Raw genomic sequence first — 25,057 nt, 5'->3', positions numbered from 1 at the left:
CGTTTCTCCTTCTGCCTGTTTGCACCGGCCCTGCCTCGCAGCCGCCGGTTGGCCAGGAAATATGAACATATATGGAACATAAAGGCCGAAAATCAAGGGCAGCATACATTTGTATGCTGCCCGGCCCGCCGCCGGCTCAGGCCGGGATTTCCCAGACCGCGCTGGCGGTGGCGACGTAATCGACCCGGCCGTCGCGCAGGGCGCGCAGGCATTCCGCCGGCGTGTTGACCAGCGGCTCATCGGGCAGGGTGAAGCCGGCCTGGATCAGCACCGGCATGCCCGAAAGCGCGGCATAATCCGACAGGATATCGTGGCACAGCGACGGGCGGGCATCGTCGAGCACCTGCGGCCGCGCGCTGCCGTCGGCATAGAGCACCGGGGCCAGCCGCTCGCGCCAGGGTTCGCGCACGGCGCAGGCGATGGCGCGGAAGCGCGCGGCATCGCGGGCCAGCGGCGGCAGGTCGAACACCATGGCGGCATCGGCCGCGCGCACCACCGGCGCGAACGGCAGGTCGGCGGGGCGGCCGAGCCGGTGGCGCAGGCGCTCGGCGGCGGCGCGGCGCGGCGCGGCGAGGATGCTGCGCGCGCCGAGTGCCTGCGGCCCGTATTCCATGCCGCCGGCATAGAGCGCCACCAGCTTGCCGGCATTGATCAGGGCGGCTGCGGCACGCGCGGGCTCGCTGCTGACCAGCCTGGCACCGGCGCCGGCCAGCACCGGATCGATGTCGCCATCGTAGTCGCGGCCATAGCAGAAATGGTCGAGCGGCCGGCGTTGGGTCAGCCACTGCGCCACGCCGTCGCGCTCCAGCAGATACTGCAGCACGCTGCCCTCGGCCACGCCGCGCCCGCCGGCCGCCGGATAGACGGCAAGACCGGCGAGCGGCAGGGTCTCGGCCAGATGCCGGTTCAGCGCCGCATCGGCGAACAGGCCGCCCGCCACGGCGAGATGCCGCAGCTCGTGACGCTGCAGCACCTGCGCGATCGACGCTGCCATCACGTCCCGGGTCACCTTCTGCACGGCTGCCGCCACCAGCGGCGCCGGATGGCCGGCGGCCCAGCGCAGCAGCCAGCGCCGCATGCCGGCATAGCCGGCGAAATCGCTGTCGATGCGGCCGTCGTCCGCGACATGGAAATGCGCCGCCAGCCCGGCGGCCAGCATCGGCTCGGCCTGGGCGGCCAGCGCCGCGAACAGCGCCGCGTCGCCATGGGCCCTGAGGCCGACCGCTTCGGCGGCGAAACTGCCCAGACGCGCCAGGGAATCGGTATGCGCCGGCGCGGCCAGCGCCGTATCGTCGCCGCCCAGCGTGGCGATGCGGCCGTATTTCAGCAGCCGCTGGCCGTAAGACGCATTGTCGCCGCCTTCGCCGGCCGTATAGACCAGCGCCTCGTCCCAGCCGGTATGGAACAGCGCGGCCAGTGCCTGGGCGGTGTGATGGTTGCAGAAGCGCAGCGGCAGGTCGGAACGGCAGCCGAGATCGCGCAGGAAGGCGGTGACATAGAACATCTCGGCGCTGTCGCTGCGGCCGTAGCGGATGGCTTCGCGTTCCATGCTGGCATGGCGTTCGAGGCCGACCATGGCGCGTACCCGGCTCTCGACCCGGCGCGGCAGCGGGAAATGCCGGAAATAGCGGCTGGGGAAATAGCCGCGCGAGAGCGTCACCGCTCCAAGGTCCTCGGGGCCCGCGCCGGCCACCGCCAGGCATTCGGCAATCGCCTCGAAGGGAATGCGGCCGCCGTCGCCGGGCCGGCGGGTCAGGCGCTCCTGCGCCACGCCGGCCACCATGCGGTATCCATCGAACAGCACCGCACAGGCATCGCGATGGCCCGGATGGATACCGAGGATCAGCATGCCAGGATGAGCATATGGCGGCCGTTACCCTCTCTGCGGCCTCAGCCGCGCAAAGACGCTCCGCAGGCCTTGGCGGCAGCCGCCACGACCTTCTGGCCGACCGCCTCGATCTCGGCATCGGTGAGCGTCTGCTGCTGCGGTTCCAGCCGCACGCTCAGCGCAATCGACTTGTGGCCCTCGGGGATGCCCTGGCCGGCAAAGACGTCGAATACCGCGACCCGCGCGATCAGCGCCTTGTCGGCACCGCGCACCGCCTTGATCAGCGTCTCGGCAGCGACACCGGCCTCGACGATGAAGGCGAAGTCACGTTCGACCGCCTGCAGGTCCGACAGTTTCAGCGCCGGTTTCGCCCGGCCGCCGCCGCCCTTCGCGGCGCGCGGCAGCGGCACGCGATCGAGGAAGACCTCGAAGCCCACGAGAGGCCCCTTGATGTCCATGGCCTGCAGGCTGCGCGGATGCAGCTCGCCGAAGGCCGCCAGCACGGTCTTCGGCCCGAGCCGCAAGGTGCCCGAGCGGCCCGGATGGTACCAGTCCGGCGCACCGTCCATCACCATCAGGGTGTCGACGGCGACGCCGGCTGCGGCGAGTGCCGCCATGGCATCGGCCTTGGCGTCATAGGCATCGACCGCACGCGGCCGTTCGCGCCAGTGGCGCGGCCCGGTCTGGCCGCGCCGCAGGCCGCTGGCGACCAGCGCCTGACCACCGGCTTCCGCCGAGGCATACTGCGGGCCGACCTCGAACAGGGCAACGTCTGCCGTGCCGCGATCCATGTTGCGGCGCGCGGCGGCGATCAGACCGGGCAGCACCGAGGGACGCATGGCGTCGAGATCGGCGCTGATCGGGTTGACCAGGATCAGGCCGTCCTGGCCGCCGCCGAAGGCTTCGGCCTCGGCGCGCTTGATGAAGGAATAGGTGACCGCTTCGACCAGGCCGCGGGCGGCGAGCGCGCGCCGCGCCTGTCGCACGCGGCGCTGCGACAGGCTGAGCGCCGGCGCCGGCACGGCACCCGCCACCGGCAGCGGCACCGACGGAATCGCGTCGAAGCCATGCAGGCGGGCGATTTCCTCGACGAGATCGGCTTCGCCGTCGATATCCGGCCGCCACGACGGCGGCGCCACCGACAGGCTGTCGCCGGTCTTCGTCACGGTGAAGCCGAGCGATTCCAGAATCGCCACCTGGCGGTCGACCGGCAGGTCGAAACCGACCAGGCCCTGCAGCCGCGTGGGGCGCAGGGCAATGCTGCGCTGCCAGTCTGGCTCCGTCCCCGCGACAATGACGTCGGAGGCTTCGCCACCACAGAGATCGAGCACCATGCGGGTGGCCAGCTCCATGGCCGGACGCACGAAGCCCGGATCGACGGTGCGCTCGAAGCGATGGCGCGCGTCGGAATGGATGCCGAGCTTGCGGCCCGTGGTCGCCGTGCGCACCGGATCGAACCAGGCGCATTCGATGAAGACCTCGGTGGTCGCCTCCGAACAGCCGGAATGCTCGCCGCCCATCACGCCGCCGATGCCTTCGGGGCCGGCATCGTCGGCGATCACCGTCATGGTGTCGTCGAGCGTGTATTCGCGGCCATCGAGCGCGAGGAGCTTTTCACCGGACTTCGCCAGCCGCGCAACGATGTCGCCCTTGACCTTGGCCGCATCGAAGACATGCAGCGGCCGGCCGAGATCGTAGGTGAAGAAGTTGGTGATATCGACCAGCACCGAGATCGGCCGCAGGCCGATGGCTTTCAGCCGCTGCTGCAGCCAGGCCGGCGACGGGCCGTTCTTCACGCCCTTGACCAGGCGACCGACGAAGATCGCACAGGCCTTGTCGTCTTCCGCGCTGAAATCGCGGCGCACGGCGACCGGGCTCTTGAAGCTGCCCGGCACGGCGACGATATCCAGCGGCTTCAGTTTGCCCAGCCCGGCGGCGGCGAGGTCGCGGGCGATGCCGCGCACGCCGAGGCAGTCGCCGCGGTTCGGCGTCAGCTTGATCTCGATGGTCGGATCGTCGAGGCCCATGACGGAGGCGAACGGCGCGCCGACCGGCGTCTCGGGGGCCAAGTCGATAATCCCGGTATGCTCGTCGGTCAGGCCCATCTCGCGTTCCGAGCAGAGCATGCCATTGGACGCCACGCCGCGGATGGTGGCGGCCTTGAGCAGCAGGTTGATGCCGGGCACCGTCGAGCCGACCGGCGCGAAGACGCCCTTCATGCCGGCGCGCGCGTTCGGCGCGCCGCAGACCACCTGGAAGGTCTCTTTGCCGGTGAAAACCTCGCAGACGCGCAGCTTGTCGGCATTGGGATGCGGCTCGGCCTTTTTCACTTCGGCGACCACGAAGGGCGCGAAGACGGCGGCCGGATCGGTGATGCCCTCGACTTCGAGGCCGATGGCGGTCAGCTTGGCGGCGATCTCGTCGAGCGACGCCTGTGTGTCGAGATGGCTTTTCAGCCAGGCGAGCGTGAATTTCATCGGGCCACCCCCTGGCCGAGCGTCGGCACATCCAGCGGCACGAAGCCGTAATGCTTCAGCCAGCGCAGGTCGGCGTCGAAGAAGGCGCGCAGGTCGGGGATGCCGTATTTCAACATGGCAATGCGGTCGATGCCCATGCCCCAGGCAAAGCCCTGCCATTCGTCGGGATCGAGGCCGCAATGCTGCAGCACGCGCGGATGCACCATGCCGGAGCCGAGGATTTCGAGCCAGTCGTCGCCCTCGCCGACGCGCAGCACACCGCCCTCGCGCGAGCAGTTGATGTCGACCTCGGCCGACGGCTCGGTGAAGGGGAAATAGCTCGGGCGGAAGCGCATCTTCACATTGTCGGTCTCGAAGAAGGCCTTGCAGAATTCGACCAGCGCGCCCTTCAGGTGGCCCATGTGGATGTTGCGATCGATCACCAGACCCTCGATCTGGTGGAACATCGGCGTATGGGTCATGTCGTAGTCGGAACGGAAGGTGCGGCCGGGCACCACGATGCGATAGGGCGGCGGGCCGCTTTCCATGGTGCGGATCTGCACCGGCGAGGTATGGGTGCGCAGCACCATCTGCTCGCCGTCGCTGGCGCGCGGCGGCAGGTAGAAGGTGTCCTGCATCTGCCGCGCCGGATGTTCGGGCGGGATGTTGAGCGCGGTGAAATTGTGGAAATCGTCCTCGATATCCGGGCCTTCCGCGATGGTGAAGCCCATCGCCGCGAAAATCTCGGTGATCTCGTCGATCACCTGGCTGACCGGATGGATGCGGCCCTGCGCTTCGGCGCTGTCGGCCACCGGCAGGGTCATGTCGAGCGTCTCGGCCTTCAGCCGCGCATTGATCGCCGCATCGGCCAGCGTGGTCCGCCGCGTCTCGATGGCGGCGCCGAGCTGCTCCTTCACCGCATTGAGCTGCTGGGCGCGCGCCTTGCGGTCGTCCGGCGACAGGCTGCCCAGCTCCTTCAGCGCGGCCGACAGCCAGCCCTTCTTGCCCAGCACGTTCAGCCGCGCCTCTTCCAGGGCATCAAGGCTCTGCGCCGCGGCAACGGCCTGTTCGGCGGCGGCGGCAAGCGTGGTGATCTCGGTCATGAATCCTCTTTAACGCTGGCGCGCGACACGGCAGTGAAATCGAAGCAGGAAAACCGGCAACAAAAAGGGGGCCGTGGTGACGGCCCCCTTCGCTAAACGGTCGCGCGGTAGATCTGGCGAGCGAGGGCCGGTCAGGCCGCCGCGGCGGGCAGGGCGGCTTTCGCCTGCGCCACCAGGGCGTTGAAGGCCTCGGGCTCGTGCACCGCGAGATCGGCCAGGACCTTGCGGTCGACCTCGATGCCGGCGAGCGCGAGGCCGTTGATAAATCGGCCGTAGGTCAGACCCTGCTCGCGGGCGGCGGCGTTGATGCGCTGGATCCACAGCGCGCGGAAATTGCGCTTCTTGGCGCGACGGTCGCGGAACGCATACTGCAGTCCCTTCTCGACCTTCTCGATCGCGACGCGGAAGACGGTGGAATTACGGCCGCGATAGCCCTTGGCGAGCTTCAGGACCTTCTTGTGGCGGGCATGGGCGGTAACGCCCCGTTTGACACGTGCCATGGCGGTTCAGCTCCTTCGGCTCAGGCGTTCGGCAGGTAGTTCTTGATGATCTTGCGCGCATCACCCTCGAACACGATCGCGGTGCCGCGATGGTTCCGGATCTGCTTGTTGGTGCGCTTGATCATGCCGTGACGCTTGCCCGCATGGGCACGCTTGACCTTGCCAGTGGCGGTCAGTTTGAAGCGCTTCTTGGCAGAGCTCTTCGTCTTCAGCTTGGGCATTTCATAACCTCCGAAGGTATGGAGTGATCTTCAAGGCGGACACGGCAGCCCTTCTAGCCGGAACGCCCGATACAGGGGCGCGGTTGTAGCGGCCCGGGCCCGCCTTGGCAAGCCCGGCGAAGGCCGGGATTTCAACGGCTTTCGGCAGCTTTCCGCCACTGTGGCGGATAGGCCACAGGTATGCCCTGCCAGGCGGCCCTGCAGGGGGTGCCGAAGCCCTCCGGACGGCCCCGAGTCGCCACACGTGGAGGTTTAAACGCCCGCCAGGCGGGTTGCGCGACCGGTTTCCGGCGGCTCACGAGACCATTCCGTGAATCTGCAGGATTTGCAAAAATGCCCTTGAAAATCAGAAAATTAAATCCATATGCCCTTGCTAGGTCATGGTCAGCGATGGGGCAATTCCCACTCGCATAACGTGATTGTCGCAGCATGAGGTTTCGCACTTGCAAAACCCGGAACCGCCGCTAGTATCACGCGGGTTCGCGGTCCCCCGCCGGACACCGCCGCACGACTGCTCCGGTAACCTCGGCTCCCGTGACAGCCGCCTTGCATGCCTCAGCGCTCTGCGCTGCCGGGGCAGGGCAGGGTCGTCATCCGGGGGGCCGGCCTCTGGCGGATCGATCGCATGAACCAAAGATTGCAGACTGATTGCAGACTGATGTTGAACACTGTCCAATTCTCGCAGCTCGATCTCGTCGAACCCATTCAACGGGCGCTCACGGCTGAAAAGCACGTCGAACCGACCCCGATCCAGGCCAAGGCCATCCCGCATCTGCTGCAGGGCCGTGATCTGCTCGGCCAGGCCGATGCCGGCGCCGGCAAGACCGTTGCCTTCACCCTGCCGATCCTGCAGCACCTGTCGATCGACCGGCATCCGGCCGGCGCCCGCAAGGCCCGCGCCCTGGTGCTGACCACCTCGCGCGAGCGCGTGCAGCATATCCACGAGAGCTTCCGCGCCTACGGCCGCTTCGTGCGGCTGAGCCAGGCCACGGTCTATGAAGGCCCGGGCAAGGCGGCGCAGGCCCAGGCGCTGAGCCGCGGCATCGACATCCTGATCGGCACGCCCGGCCGCGTGGTCGAACTGATCAACGCCGGCCAGCTCGAGCTGAACAAGCTCGAGATCATGGTGATGGACGAGACCGACCGCATGCTGGAGCTCGGCGTCACCAACGAGCTGCGCGCCATCTTCGAGGCGGCGCCGACCGAGCGCCAGACCATCGTGTTCGCCACCACCCTGCCGGCCGAGATCAAGCAGCTCGCCGACAGCCTGCTGACCGACCCGGTCACCGTGCTGGCCAACCCGCCGGCGCCGCGGCTGATCATCACCGCCCAGTCGGCCCGCATCCGCGACACCGAGGCCCGCCGCCGGGTGCGCGACCTGCTGCCCGAACGCAGCGCCGGCCGCAGCTGATCCCCGACCGGCCTGCCCGGCGGGACCCGATACCCGCCTAACATAAACGAATTTCAAGCAAATTCGCGCCCGCAGGTCTTCTGCGGGCGCTTGTCTATCGGGACTGTCTGCGTCACATTTTATCCACAGACAGGCAGCAGAACGGCCGGCCGGGCTGTGACAGGCAACGGAATATCAACCCCGGCCCGGTCAGGATGCTGCGATTCGACCGACGATGGGCATGGCTGTGGTGACGAAGGAGAGTTCCGGACCGCTCAATGATCCGACCTGGCGCGACAAGCTGCGTGCCTGGTGGCACGGCGACGACTATGTCATGCGCCACATGGTCCAGGATTTTTCGACCCGGCCCGCCCAGGCCCCCGCCGAAATCCCCGCCGACGTTCCCCTTGAGCTGCCGACCATCGAACGCTGGACGCCGCGCCGCCAGCAGGTGGTGCAGCGCCTGTTCGGCGACGGCTTCAACCAGCCCGGCGGCGAGGAGCTGATGAAGACCCTGACCCAGCCGCTGGGTCTCAATCCCAACATGTCGGTCACCGAACTGGGCTCCGGCCTCGGCGGCATGAGCCGCATGCTGGCCCGCGACGGCCTGTGGGTGGATGCCTACGAACCCGATGCCGACCTTGTCATGTCGGCCACCGAGATCGCCCGCAGTCAGGGCCTGCGCCAGCGCACCAACATCAAGAACCTGGCGCTCGACGACATCAGCCTGAAGCGCAAGAGCATCGATGTCGTGCTGTCGAAGGAAGGCCTGATGGGCGTGCAGGACAAGCGCCTGCTGCTGGCCAAGCTGCGCGCGGCGATGAAGCCGGGCGGCCAGCTGATGCTGACCGATTTCCTGCTGACCGGCCCGACCGACAGCCGCATTTACGAGGTCTGGTGGGACCGCGAGCCGGTCAAGCCGCACCTGATGACTCCGGAAGGACTACAGGCCGAGCTGGAAAGCCTCAACTTCATCGTCTGCTATATCGAGGACGTCAGCCACGAGCTGAAAGAGGCGGTGATCGAATCCTTCGGCCATTACGCCGCCGACATCAAGCTGCTCGGCAAGCATGCCAATGCCGACGAGCGCGACTGGGTGATCTCGGAAGGCGAGCACTGGGCGATCCGCATCAGCGCCATGGACGCCAACATCATCCGGCTCTACCGCATCTACTGCCGCGTGATCGACTGAAGCGCCGGGACGGGCACGGGTAACGAAAAAGGGCCGCAGTTTCCTGCGGCCCTTTTCGTGTCCCGGAAGACGGCAGCGTTCAGTGCAGCTTGGCCTTGACGTCGCCGATGGCGCGTTCGATCTGCGCCGCGGCGGCCGCCCCCTGCAGCTGCTGCGCCAGCACCTGGCCGGCGGCGGCAATCGCCACCTCGACGGCGGTGTCGCGGACTTCCTGCAGCGCCAGTTTCTCGGCCTGGGCGATCTTGTCCGTGGCCTGGCGGCGGCGCCGTTCCAGGCTGGTCTTCAGTTCGTCCTCGGCCTGACGCACCAGGATCTTCGCCTCGGCTTCCGCGGCGGCGACGATCTCTTCGGCTTCCTTGAGCGCATTGCGCTGCTTGCGCTGGTATTCGGCGAACAGGTGCTGCGCCTCGCGGTGCAGCGCCTCCGCCTCGTCCAGCTCGCGCTTGATCTTCGCCGCCCGCTCGTCGAGCTGGCGGCCGACCTTGCCCGGCACCTTCAGGTAAAAGACGATGCCGAAGAAGACGAGGAAGGCGATCAGTTCCCAGAAATGCGGATCGTGCATCATTGTCGCTGTCCGATCCTCAGTTCCGGGCCATGGCCGGCTTGGCAAGGGCCTGGGTGACGGCCGCCTCGACGGCATCCGCCGCCGGGGCCGTGCCGCTGAGCCGTGCCACCACGCCGGCAGCCGCATCGACGGCGACCGACTTGAGCGCACCGAGTGCCTGCTGCTTGGCGGCGAGGATGTTCGCTTCGGCAGCCTTGGCATGTTCGCCGATCTCGGCTTCCACCCTGGCACGCACGGCGGCCGCATCGGCCGTCATCCGTGCCCGGGCATCGCCGGCGATCGCCTGGGCCTTGTTGCGGGCCGATGCCAGTGCCTGCTCGTATTCGGCAATGGCCTTCTCGGTCTCGCGCTTCAGCCGGGCCGCCTCCTCCAGGTCGTGCTCGAGGCGCTTCTTGCGCTCGTCGAGTACGCCAGCCACGCGCGGCAGGGCCACCTTCGCCATCAGCAGATAGAGGACGACAAAGGTGATCGCCAGCCAGACGAGCTGGGGCAGGAAGGCTGCTGTTTCGAGCTGAGGCATCTAGCTCAGACGAACAGGATCAGCAGCGCGATCAGCAGCGCGAAGATGCCGAGCGCCTCGGTCACCGCGAAGCCCAGCATCAGGTTGCCGAACAGCTTGGGCGCGGCGCCCGGGTTGCGCAGCGCGCCGTTGAGGAAGTTCGCGAAGATCAGACCCACGCCGATCGCGGCGCCGCCCATGCCGATAGCAGCGATACCGGCGCCGATCATCTTAGCGGAAGCAAGATCCATGATACTCATCCTTCTCTTGGTTTGGTTCTTTGAGAACGCAGTGTTGGCAGAACGCAGTGATGGGTTGAACTGTGTGAAACTCAGTGGTGTTCCATGTTCACGGCCTCGGCCAGGTAGAGGCACGAGAGGATGGCGAACACATAGGCCTGCAGGAAGGCGATCAGGAATTCCAGCGCGGTCAGCGCGGTGACCATGGCGAGCGGCAGAATGCCGCTGACCGACAGCGCGCCGCCCAGCCCGATCATCGAGCCGACGAAGCCGGCGAAGACCATCAGCGTGGTATGGCCGGCCAGCATGTTGGCGCCGAGACGCAAAGACAGGCTGATCGGGCGGGTCAGGTAGGAGATGATCTCGATCGGAATGATCAGCGGCGCCAGCCACATCGGCACGCCGGCCGGCATGAAATGCGTGAAGAAGTGGATGCCGTTGCGCGCGATGGCGATGATGGTGACGCCGACGAACACCAGGATGGCCAACGCGAAGGTGACGATGATGTGGCTGGTCGGCGTGAAGCTGTAGGGGACCATGCCCAGCATGTTGCAGAACAGCACGAACATGAACAGCGCGAAGATGAACGGGAAATACTGGCGGCCGTTCGGGCCGACGTTCTCGCGCACCATGCCGGCGACGAATTCGTAGGACAGCTCGGCCAGCGACTGCAGGCGGCCGGGCACCAGGCTGCGCTGGCGCATGCCGTAGACCATCAGCAGGGTGATGGCGACCACCGACAGCAGCATGAACAGCGACGAATTGGTGAACGAGAAGGCATGCAGTTCGCTGCCGTCGCCGCAGAAGGCGAGGCATTTGATCTTGAACTGTTCGAGCGGACTGTGATGAGCCTCAGCCACGTTCAACCCCTTCTCTTCTTCTCTGCGGCGTCATCGGCGGCCTGGTCGGCCAGCGCGCTCGCCTGCATCCTCAGTCCCGTGCGGATCGCCGTCCACATCGCGGTGGCGATCCCCAGCAGTATAAATCCCAGCAGGCCCCACGGTGCGGTGCCCAGCCAGCGGTCGCACCACCAGCCGATGAACACCGAGACGCCGACCGCCGCCACCATCTCGATGGCCAGCGACCAGGCCTTGCCGATCGCCCGCGAACTGCGCGGATCGGCGCTGGCACCCGCGGCTTCCGCCTGGCGCCCGCGCATCTCCGCCACCCCGCGGCCGATCCGCTCGAGGGCGGCCAGATCCCGCGCTTCGGAATCAGGCCCCCCGGCCTCCTGGCCCCGGTCGGCTCCGCTGCCTGCTGTCGATGGCGGTCGATCCTGTTCGGCCATGGCTGAAGCTCCGGCTGAATCGGGGAACCGCCCCAGAAAGCGGCCGCACCATAGGTACAGGCCTGCCGAGCGTCAAGGTGCCGCAGGGCGGCCGAAAATCTGCGAATCACTCGCATCTGCCAGATCAAGCCCTTTATAACTTTAGGGTTTTGCTGACCTAATCGGGATCACCGGAAAGCCGCGATCCGCACTTCCGGGGCCTGCGGCGGAGACCGCGCCGACCCTGCGACATTCCGTCGCATCCAGGGTCTGTACCCACCGCCGGCGAGCCCGGGCCTGCCGGTCGTGGGTACAGACCCTAGACGTCCGGCGGCAGTCCGGCCGGCAGAGCGGCGCAGGGATAATCGAGGACGTCGGGGCCGACATAGGGCGCATGACCGCCGTCGGTCAGCGGGTTGAAATGGTAGAGCGACAGGCCGAACAGGCCCCAGGGCCGCCCCGCCCCGTCGCCCAGCGGCACCGCCAGCCGGTCGGCCGCCTTGTAGGGCCGGCCGACGCCCAAGCCGCTGTCGCGACTGCCGACATGCAGGGCGGGGATCAGGGTGATGCGACGATAGATCGCCTGGGCCAGCGCCGCGCTCTCGGGCGTCATGAAATCCTGCGGCCGCTTGCCGATCAGGCTCTGGCCCCAGGCCTCGTTGACCTTCTCGCCGGCCAGGGTGCACAGGAAATCGTCAGTCTCGGCGCGGTAGCGCATCAGGTAGACGTTGGGCAGGCAGGCGCGCAGCACCGCCGGTTCGATGGCGCCGCGCGGCATCGTCAGGCCGTCGCGCCGTGCCGCCCAGTGATGCAGGAACAGCCGCAGCAGCGGATGGTCGAACTGCGGCCAGACGCCGGCCGGTCCGACCGGCAGGTCAGCGTCGGCCAAGCCGACCGGCAGGTCAGCGTCGGCCAAGCCGACCGGCAGGTCAGCGTCGGCCAGGCCGACCGGCAGGTCAGCGTCGGCCAGGCCGACCGGCAGGTCAGCGTCGGCCAGGCCGACCGGCAGGTCAGCGTCGGCCAGGCCGACCGGCAGACCGGTCTCGGCGGTTTCGGTCACGGCGCGCCCGCCGGCAGGCCGGCACAGAGATACATCGTCGCCTCGCCGCCGGAATCGACCGGCAAATCCATGCCGGCCAGCGGATCGAAATGGTAGAGCGTCATGCCGAACACGCCGGCCGGATTACCGTCGCTGTCGCTGACCGGCACGATCACCCGGTCGCTCACCTTGGCAACCGCCGTCGACGGCTGGATGATCCGATGGACGATCTGGATGGCCGGCAGCTGCATGATCTGGCGATAGCGGTGCCTGGTCAGCGCATATTGTTCCGACCGGATGACCTGGCTGAGCGGCCGGTTGGCGATGCTGCCGCCCCAGGCGGCATTGACCTGCTCGCCTGCCAGCAGGCAGACGAAATCATCGGTCTCCGGCTGGTAGCGGTGCAGCCAGACATTGGGCAGGCAGCTTTTCAGGGCAATCGCGTCGATATCCTGCTTGGGCATCATCAGGCCGCGCCGGCGCGCGGCCCAGTGGTGCAGGAACGGCAGGAAGCGCGGGTCCGGCAGCACCGGCCAGGTCGCGCAGCGCTCGATCACGCGGTCGCCCGCGCCGTCATCCTCCGACACCCCGGCGATCAAGCCGTTGCCCGGCGGCGGGCGTTTTCTGTCGATCTGGACATGCCGGTTTCCGTCCTTCCGAATCCCCTTATGTAAGCTAGGGGAAACGCCGGCAGCCGTCGAGGCCAGCGACGCAGACGGGCCGGCTAGGCCTCGTGGTCGCCGCAGAGGCGACAATGCGGGTCGCGCCGCAGCTTTACGGTGCGGAAATCACCGCGCAAGGCGTCGTACAGCAGGAGCCGACCGGACATGCTGTCGCCGATGCCGGTGATTTCCTTCACCACCTCCAGCGCCTGCAGGCTGCCCATCACGCCGCCCAGCGCGCCGAGCACGCCGGCCTCCTGGCAGGACGGGATGCTGCCCGGCGGCGGTGCCTCCGGGAAAACACAGCGATAGCAGGGATGCGGATCGCCCAGATACGCCTTGAAGGTGGACAACTGGCCGTCGAAGCGCAGGATCGCCGCCGTCACCAGGGTCTTCTGCAGGCGATAGCAGGTGTCGTTGACCAGGAAGCGGGTGTCGAAATTGTCGCTGCCGTCGGCGACGATGTCATAGCCGGCAAACAGCCGCCCGGCATTCGCTTCGGTCAGCCGTTCGCTGTGCTCGACGACGCGCACATGCGGGTTGAGCGCCGCCAGCGCCGCCGCGGCACTCTCGGTCTTCTTCGCGCCGATCCGGTCGGTGCTGTGCAGCACCTGGCGCTGCAGGTTCGACAGCGACACGGTATCGTCGTCGACGATGCCGAGCGTGCCGATGCCGGCCGCGGCAAGATACAGCAGCAGCGGCGAGCCCAGCCCGCCGGCGCCGATCACCAGCACGCGCGCCTGCTTCAGCGCCTGCTGGCCGGCGCCGCCGATCTCCGGCAGGATGATGTGGCGCGCGTAGCGCTCCAGTTCGTCGGTCCCGAAAGCCGCCATGACGCTGCCGCCGCCGGCCCGGTCACAGGCCGTCGAACAGGGCGGTCGACAGGTAGCGTTCGGCGAAGCTCGGGATGATCACCACCACGGTCTTGCCGTCCATGCCCGGGCGGCCGGCCACTTCCAGCGCTGCCGCCATTGCCGCGCCCGACGAGATGCCGGCCGGGATACCCTCAAGCTTCGCCATCCGGCGCGAGGTCTCGAAGGCGGTCTCGTTGCCGATGGTGATCACCTCGTCGATCAGCGCGGTGTCGAGGTTGCCGGGGATGAAGCCGGCGCCGATGCCCTGGATCTTGTGCGGACCGGCCTTGCCGCCGGAAATCACCGGGCTGTCCTCGGGCTCGACGGCGATCATGCGCACCGACGGCTTGCGCTGTTTCAGCACGCTGCCGATACCGGTGAGCGTGCCGCCGGTACCGACGCCGGAAATCACCACATCGACCTTGCCGTCGGTATCGGTCCAGATTTCCTCGGCGCTGGTACGGCGGTGGATTTCCGGATTGGCCGGATTCTCGAACTGCTGCGGCATCACCGCGCCGGGAATTTCCTTCAGCAGCTCCTCGGCGCGGGCCAGCGCGCCCTTCATGCCCATCGGCGCCGGGGTGAGGTCGAGTTCGGCGCCGAGGAACTTGAGCATCTTGCGCCGTTCGATCGACATGCTTTCCGGCATCACCAGAATGAGGCGATAGCCCTTGGCGGCGGCGACGAAAGCCAGCGCGATGCCGGTATTGCCCGAGGTCGGCTCGACGATGGTGGCGCCCGCCTTCAGCTTGCCGCTCTGTTCCATCGCCTCGATCATGGCGATGCCGATGCGATCCTTCACGGAGGCCAGCGGATTGAAGAATTCCAGCTTGGCCAGCACCGCGGCCTTGGCGCCGGCCTCGGCGGCCAGCCGGTTGATGCGCACCAGCGGGGTGGCGCCGATGGTATCGACGATCGAATCGTAGACCCGGCCGCGCGGCGGATTCACGGGGCGGATGCTATTGGGTTTCGCCTCGGTCATGGAGTCCTCCCGTTGAATGGTTTGATCGCGTTCCGGCGGGCTGCCCCCGGACCGATCACTCGGCCGAATGGTCAGTCACTCAGATGGTGAAGTTATCGGCGCCTTCAAGTTCGGCCGCGATGCCCGCCGTCTCGGCCCGGGCACACATGTCTTCCAGCGTGATCTTGTCGATCTTCGCCATCATGATGGCCTGGCAGTCGTCCCAGATCGGCTGCACGGTGCGGCGGCCGAGTTCCGAGCCGGCCGAGAAGGCCTCCTCGCCGTCGGCATCCAGTTCCGAGACGATGCGCACCACCTCGCCCACCGTGATGCGGCGCCGTTCGCGCGCCAGCGTATAGCCGCCGCGCGGGCCGCGCACGCCTTTCAGCACGCCGTTGCGCACCAGATGCTGCATCACCTGTTCGAGATAGCGCTGCGGCACATTCTGGCGGGTGGCAATGTCCTTCGACTGCACCGGCTCGGGCCGGGCGTGGAAGGCGATGTCGACCACGGCCTCGAGGGCATGCATGGTGCGCCGCGAACATTTCAGCATGACAGTCGGTCTCCTATGCGGTCTTTGCCGTGGCGGTGCCGGTCGAGCCGAAACCGCCGGCGCCGCGCGCGGTCTCCGGCAGCTCGGCGACGGCGAGCCAGTCGACACGGCTGAAGGCCGCAACGACGAGCTGCGCGATGCGCTCGCCACGATTGATGGTGAAAGGCTGCTGGCCATGATTGACCAGGATGACGCCGACCTCGCCGCGGTAGTCGGCATCCACGGTGCCCGGTGCGTTCAGCACGGTGATGCCGTGCTTGAGCGCCAGCCCCGAACGCGGCCGCACCTGCGCCTCGAAGCCCGGCGGCACGGCGATGGAAATCCCGGTCGGCACCAGTTTGCGTTCGCCGGGCTGCAGCACGACCGGTGCATCCACCGCCGCCAGCAGGTCGAGGCCGGCGGCATCCGCCGTGGCATAGGCCGGCAGTGCCAGCCCCGCGGCATGCGGCAACGGGCAGATCGGAACGGACAGCGGAACCGGACGCGTCATGGACGGACTTCTTTCAACTTGCTGGATCTGGCGCCGGACTTCACAGCGGGCGGCTTCGCCGGCGATCGGGAGAAAAAGCCGGCGATGGCGTCGGCGAGCTTCGCCGCCACGGCGGCCTTGCTCATGGTCGGCCAGTGTTCGACGGCAATGCGATCCGTGGCGCCATCGCGACGCACCAGATGGATGGTGTTGCTGTCGCCGCCGAAGGTGCCGGTGCCGGCACCGACATCATTGGCGAGAATCCAGTCGCAGCCCTTGGTTTTCAGCTTCTTCGTCGCGTAGTCGACGACCGCCTCGGTCTCGGCGGCGAAGCCGACCACCAGCGCCGGGCGGCGGCGCGCATCGGTGGTGGCGATGGCGCGCAGGATGTCGGGGTTCTCGGCCAGCCGCAGCACCGGCGGTTCGTCGCCGGCCTTTTTCAGTTTCTGGTCGGCCTCGACGGCGACGCGCCAGTCGGCCACCGCGGCGGCGCAGATCACGGCATCGACCGGCAGGTCGAGGAAGCAGGCGGAAAACATGTCGCGCGCCGATTCCACATGCACGGTCTTCACGCCGGCCGGATCGGGCAGGCTGACCGGCCCGGTCACCAGCGTGACCTCGGCGCCCGCGGCGGCGAGCGCCGCGGCAATCGCATGGCCCTGCTTGCCCGACGAGCGGTTGGCGATGTAGCGCACCGGATCGATCGGCTCGTGCGTCGGCCCCGAGGTGACAATGATGCGGCGGCCGGCAAGACCGCCGCCGCCGTTGCCGTTCGCCGCCACGGCCCTGGCGTCGGCGGGACGCAGCAGCAGCGGTGCCGGCGGCGGCGGATCGGCGAACAGGGCCTCGATGCCGGCGACGATCGCCAGCGGCTCGGCCATGCGGCCGGGGCCGTATTCGCCGCAGGCCATGTCGCCATCATCGGGGCCGACGAAACGCACGCCGTCTTTTTTAAGCTGCGCGATGTTGCGCCGGGTCGCCGGGTGCAGCCACATGCGCACGTTCATCGCCGGCGCGGCCAGCACCGGCTTGTCGGTGGCGAGCAGCACGGTGGCCGCCATGTCATCGGCGAGGCCGCCCGCCATGCGCGCCAGCAGATCGGCACTGGCCGGCGCGACCACCAGCAGATCGGCATCGCGCGACAGTTCGATATGGCCCATCTCGGCTTCGTCGGTCAGCGAGAACAGGCTGTCGTAGACCTTGTCGCCGCTGAGCGCGGCCACACTGAGCGGCGTGACGAACTGGTGCGCGGATTTGCTCATCACGCAGCGCACGGAAGCGCCGCGTTCACGCAGGCGGCGGATCAGCTCCAGCGCCTTGTAGGCAGCGATGCCGCCCGAGATCACCAGCAGGATGCGTTTGCCGTGCAGCACAATAGCAGCTCCTTACCCGCAGCGATGCGCCACCCGGCATATCCGGGACAGCATAATACGCAGCGGGAGTGTGCTTCAGGTTAATCCACCCGACACAAAACCACAAGACCCGGCGGGAAACTCAGACGTGCTGGCCGCCGTTGATGTGAATTTCCGCGCCATTCACGTAGGACGATGGCTGGGTGCACAGGAAATAAATGGTGGAGGCCACTTCCTCCGGCTTGCCGAGCCGGTGCATCGGGATGTCGCGGCGCACGATCTCGTCGGTGCCCGGCGACAGGATCGAGGTGTCGATCTCGCCCGGCGCGATGGCATTGACCCGCACGTTGTAGGGGCCGAATTCCCAGGCCATCTCGCGGGTCAGCGCCGCCAGCGCCGCCTTCGACGTCGCATAGGCCATGCCGGCGAAGGGATGCACGCGGCCGCCGGCGATGGACGTGACATTGACGATCGAGCCCTGCGCCGCCTTCAGCTCGTCGAACAGGCCCTTGGCCAGCAGCGCCACCGAGAACAGGTTGACGTTGTAGACATGCATCAGCGCGGCGAGGTCGGTATCCAGCACGCCCATGCGGCTGCCGCCGGGGCCTTTCGGCGAGATCGCCGCGTTGTTGACCAGCGCATCGAGTTTGCCGTCGGGCAGCCGCTTTTTCAGGTCGGCAATCGTCGCCGGCAGGGTTCCGATGTCGTTGAGGTCCATCTGGACATGGCTTTCGGCACCGCCCTCCCACGGGCAGTGTTCCGAAAAGGGCTGGCGCGACACGGTGAAGACCCGCCACCCCGCTGCGGAGAAGCGTTTCACGGTGGCGTGGCCGATACCGCGGCTGGCGCCGGTGAGAATGAGCGTGCGCTGACGATCTGGCATAGTTGCAAATCTATCGCAGCGCCGTGACCCGCGCCAGCCACGCGCTATCATGGCATCTATGACCGATTCGGGACCGATGGCGGAAAGCGCAGGCAGCCTGCGCCTCGACAAATGGCTGTGGATGGTGCGGATCTGCAAGTCGCGCGCGTTGGCCCAGTCACTGTCGGGTAAGCGCCGCATCCGCATCAACGGCCGGGTGGTCGACAAGCCCCATGCCCTCGTGCGGCCGGGCGACGTGCTGACCCTGCCCCTGCCCGCCGGGGTGCGGGTGCTGCGCATCCTCAGCCTGCCGGCCCGGCGCGGACCGGCACCCGAGGCCCGGGCGACCTATGCCGAAATCCCGCCGGGACAGCCGGACTCCTGAGTCCCCCGTATTGTATGTATACAAATAATTGACCGGCTGATACTGCTGTGCTACCCGTCCGCCGCTGCCGCCCCATATGACGCAGCGGCTGCGCCTGCGGGGCACAGCAACCGGCCGTTCAGCGAGGGTTCCGCCGATGACCTATGTCGTGACCGAGCAATGCATCAAGTGCAAGTACATGGATTGCGTCGAGGTCTGTCCGGTCGATTGTTTTTATGTCGGCGAGAACATGCTGGTCATCAGCCCCGATGAATGCATCGACTGCGGCGTCTGCGAGCCGGAATGCCCGGCCGAGGCGATCATTCCCGATACCGATGGCCGCGCCGAGGCCTGGGTCGAAATGAACCGGGAATATGCCGGAAAATGGCCGAATATCACCCGCAAGGGCGAAGCCCCCGCCGATGCCGACCAGTGGAAAGGCGTCGAGGGCAAGTTCGAGAAGCATTTCAGCCCGAAACCCGGTACCGGCAACGGTTAAGCGCCGCTTTCGACCGGCACGGGCGCCGCACAAACGGTGTGCGCCCATGTGGTTGCTGTCCATAACCCCCCGCCTGTGGTATGTTTGTAACTGAACAATAACCCTGTCCGCAGATCATGGCCGGACAGGCGGAGCGGTTTTCCGGGTTTACATACCGGAGGCTGCATCCGAGGCGATTAGTTTCGACCGATGCATGCAACTGGGGCCAGGTTCGGGTTCGAACCTGCGGGGTGGCTGTTCGGCGGGGCGATAGCAAGCGAGGGTGGCCAGTGAAGAAGACCAAGACCAGCAGCCCGGCCAAGGCCAAATCCAGCCCGGCCAAGGTGAAGACCGCCAAACCGGCGGCCAGGGCCCCGGCCGCTCGTGCCGCCACCGCCAAGAAACCGGCCACCGTGAAGCAATCCGCCACCAAGACAGCCAAGCCCGCCGCCAAGCCCGTGACCAAGACCGCCGCCAAGGCCCCGGTGAAGCCGGCCCCGAAGGCTGCGGCAAAGCCGGTGGCCAAGCCGGCCGCCAAGGCCGCGCCGGCCAAGGCTGCCGCTGCAAAGCCGGCCGCCACCAAGATGCCGGCCGCCAAGGCGGCACCGGCGACCAAGGCCGCGCCGGCCAAGGCCGCGCCGGCCAAGGCTGTTGCCGCAAAGCCGGTGCCGCCCAGCCGGCCGATGGCCGTTTCGGCGCCGCCGACCCGCCCCCTGCCGCAGCCGGTGCGCCCGGCCGCCCCCGAACCCAAGCAGCCGGCCCAGCAGGCCAAAGTCGTGCAACTCAAACCGGTTCCGTCAAAAGTGAAAATGGATTTCGCCGCAGGCGATCACGTCGTTTACCCCACCCATGGCGTCGGCAAGATTCTGCGCATCGAGCGCCAGATGGTTGCCGGCTTCGAACTTGAACTGATGGTCGTCGAATTCGAACGCGACAAGATGACGGTGCGCGTGCCGCTGTCCAAGGTCTCCTCGGTCGGCATCCGCAAGCTCAGCTCGCCGCAGAAAATGAAGTCCGCGCTGGAGACCCTGAAGGGCCGCGCCCGGGTCAAGCGGGCGATGTGGAGCCGCCGCGCCCAGGAATACGAGGCGAAGATCAATTCCGGCGACCCGGTATCGATTGCCGAGGTGGTGCGCGACCTGCATCGCAATGCCGGCCAGCCCGACCAGAGCTATTCCGAGCGGCAGATTTATGAGTCGGCCCTCGACCGCCTGATGCGGGAACTGGCGGCGGTCGAGCGGATCGACGAGGATTCGGCGACCAAGAAACTGGAGAAGATTCTCAAGGTCGCCTGATTTTTGCCTTTTCTCTTCGTTTTAAGGGTTGGGTCCGGTAGCATCGGTTGCCGGACCCGTTTTATTTCACCCGATTCGTGAGCGACTTGTCCGCGCCCCATGTCACCACCGCAGCCGCCCCGGCGGCAGGTCAGCCGGCCTCATCAGAGGCCTTCGCGGTCTTGCGCCATGCGCGACGCATCTGGGCGGTGGCGGCGATCCACGCTGAACTCGGCCGCCTGCGCGACGCCCACCAGGAACTGGCTGCCCGGCTGCTGCCCGGCGACCGGCTGATCTATCTGGGCAATACCGTCGGCCATGGCGCCGACTCGATCGCCACCTTCGACGAACTGCTCGCCTTCCGCCGCGATTTCCTCTGTCTGCCCGGTGTCGAGGCGGAGGACATCGTCTATCTGCGCGGTGCGCAGGAGGAAATGTGGCGCAAGCTTTTGCAGATCCAGTTCGCGCCGGGCCCCGGCGAGGTATTCGACTGGATGCTGCGTCATGGCCTGGAGCCGACCCTGCGCGGCTATGGCGTCGATCCGCAGCAGGTGCGCGGCATCCTGCGCGACGGCGCGCTGGCGGTCAGCCGCTGGACCAACACGCTGCGCGCGGCGATCCGCAAGCATCCCGGCCATGACGACCTGTTCGGCAGCTTCCGCCGCTCGGCGTTTACCGCCGGCGGCGAACTGCTGTTCGTCCATGCCGGCGTCGACCCCCATGCGTCGCTGGAGGCGCAGGCCGATCACCTGTGGTGGGGCTCACCCTCCTTCCGCGGCATGCCGCAACCCTATGCCGGTTTCCGGCGCGTCATCAGCGGCTGCAACCCGCGCGGGGAAGGCGCCCATCTCGATGCCTTCACCTGCTGCCTCGACGGCGGGGCCGGCTTCGGCGGGCCGCTGAATGTCGCCTGTTTCGGCCTCGATGGCGCCGTCGTGGAGAGTTTCGCGATCTGAGCCCGCCTGCTATCATATCCCCGATATGAGTGACAGACTGGTGATGCAGCCTCTGGTGGATGCGCTCCTCGCTGATAACCGCGAGGTGCTCGACCGTCACATGACGGAGCGCGGCGCCTCCCTGGTCGACCTGGTCTGGCAGCCCGATGCCACGCTCTGCCCGGAACCCCAGTTGCATCATGCCCTTGCCTATTGGCACGAGATTCGCGGCGACCGCCCGATGCCGCTGGCGTCCGACATTTCGCCCTTCAACCTGCGGCCGGCGCTCGGCTATGTGCTGCTGATCGACGTCGAGGATGACGGCTGGGACGGCCGCTTCCGCCTCTATGGCACCCGGGTCGCCGAGATGTACGGCGAGGACATGACCGGGCGGCGGGTTTCCGAGATCGACAACAACAATTATGCAACACAATTGTTCCGCGCGATCTATCGCGTGGTGGCCCTGCGCGGAGCGCCGGTTTTCAGCCATCACCGGCCGCCGCCGCATGTCTCGGTCACCGCCTGGAAGCGCCTGATCCTGCCGCTCGCCAACGCCGAGGGCGCGGTCTGCCGGTTTCTCAGCGTGAACCTGCCCGGTGCCTGGCGCCCGGTGCAACCGGCCGAGATCGCACGCTGATTTTCCACTGCCGCGGCAGTAGGGCCGTCATACCAACGTATAAATAAAAACACGAAAGCGTGAGGTGATCCGCGCCCCGTTTCCATGCGTAAATCATGGTGACCAGCGAGGCTGCCATGACACGTGACCGGACTTATGTACGTTCGGGTGCTGCTTCATCCGACGCCAGTGATCGCGCCTTCGTGCGTCGGGCGATGCGCCTGCCGCTCCTCTCTCCCGACGAGGAGGTGGCGCTGGCGAAGCGCTGGCGCGAAACCCAGGATCAGACCGCGATGCATCGCCTGGTCGCCCCGCATATGCGGCTGGTGATCGCCACCGCGGTGCGCTTCCGCCACTACGGCCTGCCGCTGAACGACCTGATCCAGGAAGGCAATCTCGGCCTGATGCAGGCGGCCGCGCGTTTCGAGCCGGAACGTGAGGTGCGTTTCTCGACCTATGCCACCTGGTGGATCCGGGCGGCGATCCAGGATTTCGTGCTGCGCAACTGGTCGATCGTGCGTACCGGCACGACCGCCGCACATAAATCCCTGTTCTTCAACCTGCGTCGTCTGCGCGCCCGCATCGAGGGCGGCGGCCGCGAGGCGCTGACCGACGAGGGCCGCCGTCTGCTGGCGCATCAGCTCAATGTCAGCGAGACCGATGTCAGCCATATGGAAAGCCGGCTGGCCGCGGTCGACCGCTCGCTGAACGCCGTGGTCACCGAGGACGGCGAGTCCGCCTGGCAGGACCTGCTGGTCGACGACCGGCCGACGCCGGAGGAAAGCACCATCCTGCGCGTCGATGCGCGGCGCCGCGCCGGCTGGATCGGTGCCGCGCTGGCCACCCTGCCGGCCCGCGAGAAGGCGATCCTGCATGCGCGGTTCTTCAGCGAGGAAACCGTGACACTGGAACGCCTCGGCGTGCGGCTCGGTATCTCCAAGGAGCGTGTGCGCCAGCTCGAACACCAGGCGCTGAAGCGCCTGCGCCGCCAGCTCGGCGAGTTGCCGGGCCTCGGCTCGGAGAGCGGCGGCACGGCGCACTGACCCGCGCCCCGCTGGCCTATTCGACCAGCTTCACCTTCTGGCCCGCCTGCAGCGTCTCGCCGTCGCGCAGGCCGTTGAGCACGCGGAACTGCTCGGTCTTCAGCCGCGTGAACGGCAGGCGCTCGGCCAGCTTCTCCGCGGTGTCGCCGGCCTGCACCGTCACGATTTTCAGGCGCAGCGGCCGGATCGCTTTTGCTTCCGCCTCGGAGAGATACTTCAGCGTATTCACGCTGCGGATCATCGCGGGTTCGATCTTGCCCAGGCCGCCGGCCGGGGCGATCACCACGAAGCGCAGGATATCGTCGGTGGGAAAGCCGACGGCGACGAAGCGCAGGTCGGAATTGCCGCCACTCTTGAGCTGCACGCGGGCCGAGCCGGTCGCCGCCGGCATGCCGCCGACCGTGATCGTCTCGGCATCGCGCAGCCGCAGGTTCGGCACCCAGATGCGGGTCAGGTAATCCAGCGCATTGCGCGAGGCCTTCACCTTCTTCTTGTCGGTCTCGATATCGAACTGCAGCTTGCCGCCGGGCCCGCTGGCCAGCACGGCGTCGCTGGAATTGACGATGCGCCAGTCATCGGGCACCGAGAAGCTGAAGCGCAAAGCCGGATGCATGAAAGTATGGCCGCGCACCACGCCTTCCTTCGGATCGTCGCCGTAGACCATGCCGTCGATATGCGCGAGGTAGTCGTCGCGGCGATAGATCGGGCTGGACGGGAAGCTGTTGGCCTCCTGGATCGCCGCCTGCACGCGATCGGGCCCGCGCGGATGGCTGGCGAACAGGTCCATGGTGCGGTCCTGTCCCGCCTGCCCGGCCAGCCTGGTTTCCAGCGTGCTGTAGTCGGTTAAGCTTTGCAGGAAGGCGGCCTGCGCGTCGGGGCCGTAACCGACCCGGCCGATCAGCCGCACGCCGATCAGGTCGGCCTCGAACTCGTTCTCGCGGCTGTAGCTCGCCAGATAGGCGCCGCCGGCGGTGCTGCCGACCTGGCCGATCAGGTCGCCGGCGCCTGAGCCCAGGAAGATCGAACCGAGGATCGAGGCGCCGGCGACGCCGAGATTGGTGAAGACCGACTTGTCGTAGCGCTTCTCGGCATGATGCGAGATGACATGGCCGATCTCGTGGCCGAGCACGCCGGCGGCTTCCGCCTCGTTGTTGGCCAGCGCCAGCGTGCCGCGGGTGATATAGACATAGCCGCCCGGCAGGGCGAAGGCATTGACCACCGGCGAGTTCAGCACGGTAAACGTGAAGCTGCCCGGGTCCATGCCCGACTGGCCGGCCAGCCGGCCGGCGATGCCGGCGACATAGGCACCGACCTCCGGATCGTCATAGGCGCCGCCGAACTGCTGCAGGATCTTCGGATGCTCCTGGGCGCCAACCTTCTTGGCGTCCTCCGGCGACATGAAGACCTGTGCTACTGCCGGCAGCGCCGCACCGGCCAGACCGAGGACCGGGCCGAGGGCAAGGCCGGCAGCAAGAAGTCCCGTGCGCCAGGGTTTCATGGCATCAGCACCCGCGGAACAGCGCGGTACGGCGCTCGACGAAGCTGGCGACGCCTTCCTTCACGTCGTCGCTGCGCATCAGCACCGCCTGCGTCGGCCGGAAGTCCTCCACGGCCACCGCCGGGCCATGTTCGATGGCCAGCCGCGCGTTGCGCAGCGTGGCCGCCACCGCCAGCGGCGCCTGTGCGGCGATGCGCTGCGCCATGGTCATGGCCGCGACGAACTGGCCGCCCGGCTCGGTGACCTCCTGCACGAAACCGAGCCTGAGCGCGGTGGCGACATCGAACTCGTCGCCGGTCAGCAGATAGCGCATGGCATTGCCCCAGCCGGCGCGCTCGACCATGCGGATGGTGGCGCCGCCGGTGGCCATGATGCCGCGCTTCACTTCCAGCTGGCTGAACCGGCAGTCGCTGGCGGCCACCACGACATCGGCGGCCAGCATCAGCTCGATGCCGATTGTAAACGTGATGCCCTGCACCGCGGCCACCACCGGCTTGCTGCGGAACGGCGCCGTGTTGTTGCAGGGGTCGATCTGGCCCGGTGCGGCCAGCAGGTTTTTCTCGCCCATCAGCGGTGCGACCCTGGGCAGGTCGAGCCCGGCGGTGAAATGCGGCCCCTCGGCATAGAGCAGCGCGACCCGCGCCCCGGCGTCCTGTTCGAAGGCGGTATAGGCCGCGGCCAGCTCGCGCAGCATCTTCGGCGTGAAGCCGTTCAGCTTGGCCGGCCGGTTCAGGCCGATGACGAAAACCGATCCTTCGCGGCGGGTCAGGATCTCGCCGTCAGGATGGCTGGCGGGCACTGCACTCATGTCTCCGGTTCCTCCATATCCTGCCGCGG

At 67.5% G+C, this 25,057-nt stretch carries 28 protein-coding genes; 8 read left to right on the top strand and 20 right to left on the bottom strand.

Going from position 1 to position 25,057, the window contains the following annotated elements; translation table 11 throughout:
• Nucleotides 1-136: 136 nt before the first annotated feature.
• The 5 genes from ACFOOQ_RS10480 to rpmI all read right to left on the bottom strand — a co-directional run bounded on the left by ACFOOQ_RS10480 (nucleotide 137) and on the right by rpmI (nucleotide 6,108).
• Nucleotides 137-1,849: a carbamoyltransferase C-terminal domain-containing protein gene (locus ACFOOQ_RS10480; protein ID WP_379725702.1), complete on the bottom strand. Its 1,713-nt coding sequence runs from the start codon at nucleotides 1,847-1,849 to the stop codon at nucleotides 137-139.
• Between the two features lie 41 nt (nucleotides 1,850-1,890).
• Entirely contained in the window at nucleotides 1,891-4,305 is a 2,415-nt protein-coding gene (gene pheT, locus ACFOOQ_RS10475; RefSeq protein ID WP_379725700.1) for a phenylalanine--tRNA ligase subunit beta, read from the bottom strand.
• Nucleotides 4,302-5,387, bottom strand: a complete 1,086-nt coding sequence (gene pheS / locus ACFOOQ_RS10470) for a phenylalanine--tRNA ligase subunit alpha (protein WP_379725697.1) — start codon at nucleotides 5,385-5,387, stop codon at nucleotides 4,302-4,304. The genes pheT and pheS overlap by 4 nt, the downstream gene beginning before the upstream one ends.
• A 131-nt stretch (nucleotides 5,388-5,518) precedes the next feature.
• On the bottom strand, nucleotides 5,519-5,887 hold the full coding sequence (gene rplT / locus ACFOOQ_RS10465; protein WP_379725694.1) for a 50S ribosomal protein L20: 369 nt from the start codon (nucleotides 5,885-5,887) through the stop codon (nucleotides 5,519-5,521).
• A gap of 20 nt (nucleotides 5,888-5,907) precedes the next feature.
• On the bottom strand, nucleotides 5,908-6,108 hold the full coding sequence (gene rpmI, locus ACFOOQ_RS10460) for a 50S ribosomal protein L35 (protein WP_379725692.1): 201 nt from the start codon (nucleotides 6,106-6,108) through the stop codon (nucleotides 5,908-5,910).
• Between the two features lie 658 nt (nucleotides 6,109-6,766).
• Between rpmI and ACFOOQ_RS10455 the strand changes: the two genes are divergently transcribed.
• Nucleotides 6,767-7,519, top strand: coding sequence for a DEAD/DEAH box helicase (locus ACFOOQ_RS10455; RefSeq protein ID WP_379725689.1), 753 nt, complete (start codon nucleotides 6,767-6,769; stop codon nucleotides 7,517-7,519).
• Nucleotides 7,520-7,739: 220 nt separating this feature from the next.
• On the top strand, nucleotides 7,740-8,690 hold the full coding sequence (locus ACFOOQ_RS10450; protein WP_379725686.1) for a class I SAM-dependent methyltransferase: 951 nt from the start codon (nucleotides 7,740-7,742) through the stop codon (nucleotides 8,688-8,690).
• A gap of 79 nt (nucleotides 8,691-8,769) precedes the next feature.
• On the opposite strand, the gene ACFOOQ_RS10445 is transcribed toward ACFOOQ_RS10450, so the two are convergent.
• From ACFOOQ_RS10445 to ACFOOQ_RS10385, 13 genes are all read right to left on the bottom strand, one after another.
• The gene (locus tag ACFOOQ_RS10445; RefSeq protein WP_379725683.1) at nucleotides 8,770-9,255 is read right to left on the bottom strand and encodes a F0F1 ATP synthase subunit B family protein; all 486 of its coding nucleotides are present in this window, start codon (nucleotides 9,253-9,255) and stop codon (nucleotides 8,770-8,772) included.
• Between the two features lie 16 nt (nucleotides 9,256-9,271).
• Entirely contained in the window at nucleotides 9,272-9,775 is a 504-nt protein-coding gene (locus ACFOOQ_RS10440) for a F0F1 ATP synthase subunit B family protein (RefSeq protein ID WP_379725681.1), read from the bottom strand.
• A gap of 5 nt (nucleotides 9,776-9,780) precedes the next feature.
• Complete coding sequence (locus ACFOOQ_RS10435; protein WP_144068315.1) at nucleotides 9,781-10,005, bottom strand: F0F1 ATP synthase subunit C; 225 nt, start codon at nucleotides 10,003-10,005, stop codon at nucleotides 9,781-9,783.
• An 80-nt stretch (nucleotides 10,006-10,085) separates the two neighbouring features.
• On the bottom strand, nucleotides 10,086-10,853 hold the full coding sequence (locus tag ACFOOQ_RS10430) for a F0F1 ATP synthase subunit A (RefSeq protein ID WP_379725678.1): 768 nt from the start codon (nucleotides 10,851-10,853) through the stop codon (nucleotides 10,086-10,088).
• A 2-nt stretch (nucleotides 10,854-10,855) separates the two neighbouring features.
• Nucleotides 10,856-11,281, bottom strand: coding sequence for an AtpZ/AtpI family protein (locus tag ACFOOQ_RS10425; protein ID WP_379725675.1), 426 nt, complete (start codon nucleotides 11,279-11,281; stop codon nucleotides 10,856-10,858).
• 298 nt (nucleotides 11,282-11,579) lie between these two features.
• Nucleotides 11,580-12,320: a PAS domain-containing protein gene (locus ACFOOQ_RS10420; protein WP_379725672.1), complete on the bottom strand. Its 741-nt coding sequence runs from the start codon at nucleotides 12,318-12,320 to the stop codon at nucleotides 11,580-11,582.
• Entirely contained in the window at nucleotides 12,317-12,898 is a 582-nt protein-coding gene (locus ACFOOQ_RS10415; RefSeq protein WP_379725669.1) for a PAS domain-containing protein, read from the bottom strand. The genes ACFOOQ_RS10420 and ACFOOQ_RS10415 overlap by 4 nt, the downstream gene beginning before the upstream one ends.
• A gap of 125 nt (nucleotides 12,899-13,023) precedes the next feature.
• The gene (locus ACFOOQ_RS10410; protein WP_379725666.1) at nucleotides 13,024-13,794 is read right to left on the bottom strand and encodes a HesA/MoeB/ThiF family protein; all 771 of its coding nucleotides are present in this window, start codon (nucleotides 13,792-13,794) and stop codon (nucleotides 13,024-13,026) included.
• Between the two features lie 22 nt (nucleotides 13,795-13,816).
• A complete protein-coding gene (cysK, locus tag ACFOOQ_RS10405; protein WP_379725663.1) occupies nucleotides 13,817-14,797 on the bottom strand; it encodes a cysteine synthase A in 981 nt (326 codons plus the stop codon).
• 79 nt (nucleotides 14,798-14,876) lie between these two features.
• A complete protein-coding gene (locus ACFOOQ_RS10400) occupies nucleotides 14,877-15,329 on the bottom strand; it encodes an RrF2 family transcriptional regulator (protein ID WP_379725660.1) in 453 nt (150 codons plus the stop codon).
• Nucleotides 15,330-15,342: 13 nt separating this feature from the next.
• Nucleotides 15,343-15,819, bottom strand: coding sequence for a dUTP diphosphatase (dut, locus tag ACFOOQ_RS10395; RefSeq protein ID WP_379725657.1), 477 nt, complete (start codon nucleotides 15,817-15,819; stop codon nucleotides 15,343-15,345).
• Entirely contained in the window at nucleotides 15,816-17,171 is a 1,356-nt protein-coding gene (locus tag ACFOOQ_RS10390) for a bifunctional phosphopantothenoylcysteine decarboxylase/phosphopantothenate synthase (protein ID WP_379725654.1), read from the bottom strand. Before ACFOOQ_RS10390 ends, dut begins: the two co-directional genes overlap by 4 nt.
• A 121-nt stretch (nucleotides 17,172-17,292) precedes the next feature.
• Nucleotides 17,293-18,033 carry an SDR family NAD(P)-dependent oxidoreductase gene (locus tag ACFOOQ_RS10385; RefSeq protein WP_379725650.1) on the bottom strand — a complete coding sequence of 247 codons (741 nt, stop codon included), beginning with the start codon at nucleotides 18,031-18,033 and terminating at the stop codon, nucleotides 17,293-17,295.
• 58 nt (nucleotides 18,034-18,091) lie between these two features.
• On the opposite strand from ACFOOQ_RS10385, the gene ACFOOQ_RS10380 reads away from it, so the two are divergent.
• The 6 genes from ACFOOQ_RS10380 to ACFOOQ_RS10355 all read left to right on the top strand — a co-directional run bounded on the left by ACFOOQ_RS10380 (nucleotide 18,092) and on the right by ACFOOQ_RS10355 (nucleotide 22,722).
• Nucleotides 18,092-18,397 carry an RNA-binding S4 domain-containing protein gene (locus ACFOOQ_RS10380; protein ID WP_379725647.1) on the top strand — a complete coding sequence of 102 codons (306 nt, stop codon included), beginning with the start codon at nucleotides 18,092-18,094 and terminating at the stop codon, nucleotides 18,395-18,397.
• Nucleotides 18,398-18,533: 136 nt separating this feature from the next.
• Complete coding sequence (gene fdxA, locus ACFOOQ_RS10375) at nucleotides 18,534-18,875, top strand: ferredoxin FdxA (RefSeq protein WP_379725644.1); 342 nt, start codon at nucleotides 18,534-18,536, stop codon at nucleotides 18,873-18,875.
• Between the two features lie 788 nt (nucleotides 18,876-19,663).
• Nucleotides 19,664-20,149, top strand: coding sequence for a CarD family transcriptional regulator (locus ACFOOQ_RS23300; RefSeq protein ID WP_449265808.1), 486 nt, complete (start codon nucleotides 19,664-19,666; stop codon nucleotides 20,147-20,149).
• 77 nt (nucleotides 20,150-20,226) lie between these two features.
• Nucleotides 20,227-21,084 (top strand): hypothetical protein, encoded by an 858-nt coding sequence (locus ACFOOQ_RS10365; protein ID WP_379725638.1) that lies wholly within the window; start codon nucleotides 20,227-20,229, stop codon nucleotides 21,082-21,084.
• Between the two features lie 25 nt (nucleotides 21,085-21,109).
• On the top strand, nucleotides 21,110-21,700 hold the full coding sequence (locus ACFOOQ_RS10360) for a PAS domain-containing protein (protein ID WP_379725635.1): 591 nt from the start codon (nucleotides 21,110-21,112) through the stop codon (nucleotides 21,698-21,700).
• Nucleotides 21,701-21,816: 116 nt separating this feature from the next.
• A complete protein-coding gene (locus ACFOOQ_RS10355; RefSeq protein ID WP_379725632.1) occupies nucleotides 21,817-22,722 on the top strand; it encodes an RNA polymerase factor sigma-32 in 906 nt (301 codons plus the stop codon).
• Nucleotides 22,723-22,738: 16 nt separating this feature from the next.
• Here the strand turns inward: ACFOOQ_RS10355 and ACFOOQ_RS10350 are convergent, their stop codons facing one another.
• Nucleotides 22,739-24,220, bottom strand: coding sequence for a M48 family metalloprotease (locus tag ACFOOQ_RS10350; protein ID WP_379725629.1), 1,482 nt, complete (start codon nucleotides 24,218-24,220; stop codon nucleotides 22,739-22,741).
• Between the two features lie 4 nt (nucleotides 24,221-24,224).
• Entirely contained in the window at nucleotides 24,225-25,028 is an 804-nt protein-coding gene (locus ACFOOQ_RS10345) for a crotonase/enoyl-CoA hydratase family protein (protein WP_379725627.1), read from the bottom strand.
• Nucleotides 25,029-25,057 lie beyond the last annotated feature (29 nt).

This window comes from Ferrovibrio xuzhouensis (assembly GCF_042648965.1).
GTDB lineage: Bacteria > Pseudomonadota > Alphaproteobacteria > Ferrovibrionales > Ferrovibrionaceae > Ferrovibrio > Ferrovibrio xuzhouensis.
Note: the sequence above shows the minus strand (reverse complement) of the source record. Positions and strands in the feature narration are given on the sequence as shown.